At 62.7% G+C, this 1562-nt stretch carries 2 protein-coding genes, 1 tRNA gene and 1 pseudogene; all 4 read right to left on the bottom strand.

Features of this window, described 5'->3' with window-relative positions:
* Nucleotides 1-139: 139 nt before the first annotated feature.
* Nucleotides 140-700, bottom strand: a complete 561-nt coding sequence (nusG, locus tag ABGA94_RS09105; RefSeq protein WP_004154362.1) for a transcription termination/antitermination protein NusG — start codon at nucleotides 698-700, stop codon at nucleotides 140-142.
* Nucleotides 701-710: 10 nt separating this feature from the next.
* Complete coding sequence (gene secE / locus ABGA94_RS09110) at nucleotides 711-1124, bottom strand: preprotein translocase subunit SecE (protein ID WP_004145202.1); 414 nt, start codon at nucleotides 1122-1124, stop codon at nucleotides 711-713.
* A 49-nt stretch (nucleotides 1125-1173) separates the two neighbouring features.
* A tRNA-Trp gene (locus ABGA94_RS09115) sits at nucleotides 1174-1249 on the bottom strand.
* Between the two features lie 102 nt (nucleotides 1250-1351).
* Nucleotides 1352-1562: pseudogene (locus ABGA94_RS09120) on the bottom strand (elongation factor Tu); the annotation flags it as partial.

The following is a 1562-nucleotide window of genomic DNA, read 5'->3' on the forward strand; positions in this document are numbered from 1 at the left end:
TACGACTTCATCGTCGGGGATACGCGCGACCGCGAGTTCATCCTGCGGCGGACGTGATCACGCGCTCCATGTAGAGTCGAGCTTGCTCGACTATAGGCGGCAACATCCAGTCGAGCATGGCTCGACTCGACAGGACAGGTCAGACGGCCTTTTCGACCTGGCCGAACTCGAGCTCGACCGGAGTGGCACGACCGAAGATCAGCACCGAGACGCGCAGACGGCTCTTCTCGTAGTTGACTTCTTCGACGACGCCATTGAAATCGTTGAACGGACCGTCGGTGACGCGGACCATCTGGCCCGGCTCGAACAGCACCTTCGGACGCGGCTTCTCGACACCCTCCTGAACGCGGTTCAGGATGGCCTCGGCCTCGGAATCGGCGATCGGCAGCGGGCGATCAGCGGTGCCGCCGATGAAGCCCATGACCCGCGGGGTTTCCTTGACCAGATGCCAGCTTTCGTTGTCGATGCGCGGAATGCCGGCTTCCTCGTGGGTCTCGATCTGGACCAGCACGTAACCCGGGAAGAACTTGCGCTCGGAACGGCGCTTCTGGCCGGCGCGCATCTCGACCACTTCCTCGGTCGGGACCAGGACGTCGCCGAAGCGCTCTTCCATGCCATCACGGACGATGCGATCGCGCAGAGCCTGCGCCACCGACTTCTCGAAGCCCGAATAGGCGTGAACGACGTACCAACGCTTCATGCAATTCTCCTTAGCGGCTCAGGAACCACTGAGTCAGTTTCTGGATCAGGAAGTCGAAGCCACCCAGCAGCAGGCTGAGGATGAGCACCACGACGATCACGACCCAGGTCATGCGGACGGCTTCCTGGCGCGTCGGCCAGACCACCTTGCGCAGTTCGAAGCGCGATTCGGAGAGGAATTCGCGGGTGTCGCGCCCCTTGCCGGTCAGCATGAACACGCCGATACCGCCAACCAGACCGACCACGACCGCCAATGCACGCAACTGACCCGCCCACGCACCCAGCTGGGCGGCGCGACCGGAGTCCGCGGAGAACCAGAACCAGACGAACAGACCGGCCAGCACCAGCAGCGATGCGGCGACATACTTGACGATATCTCCACCGTTGGCGGAGTTGTCCTTGGAGTGTTCGATCTTGCTATTCATCCGGCTGTGTCTGCTTTAGCGGCCCAGGCCGCTGGATAAGGTGGGCAGATGGCACGCCAGGAGGGACTCGAACCCCCAACCTGCGGTTTTGGAGACCGCTGCTCTGCCAATTGAGCTACTGGCGTACGTTGAAAACTTGCCTTCCCTTAGACGGCGAAGGCGGACCGAGGTTCCCGGCCCGCCATTCGCGTAACCGGCGGCGCTATGCAACCACCGGTACTGCAGGCTTACTCGATGATCTTCGAGACCACGCCGGCGCCGACGGTACGGCCGCCTTCGCGGATGGCGAAGCGCAGGCCTTCGTCCATGGCCACCGGGTTGATCAGGGTGACTTCCATCTTGACGTTGTCACCCGGCATCACCATTTCGACGCCTTCCGGCAGCTTGGCGGCGCCGGTGATGTCGGTGGTGCGGAAGTAGAACTGCGGACGGTAGCCG

Origin of the sequence: Stenotrophomonas sp. 3diitr2024 (assembly GCF_042136455.1) — a bacterium.
Taxonomy (GTDB): Bacteria; Pseudomonadota; Gammaproteobacteria; order Xanthomonadales; family Xanthomonadaceae; genus Stenotrophomonas; species Stenotrophomonas sepilia.

Excerpts from the sequence above, each read along its gene's own strand:
- nusG (WP_004154362.1), bottom strand. The coding sequence starts at position 700 with ATGAAGCGTTGGTACGTCGTTCACGCCTATTCGGGCTTCGAGAAGTCG.
- secE (WP_004145202.1), bottom strand. The coding sequence starts at position 1,124 with ATGAATAGCAAGATCGAACACTCCAAGGACAACTCCGCCAACGGTGGA.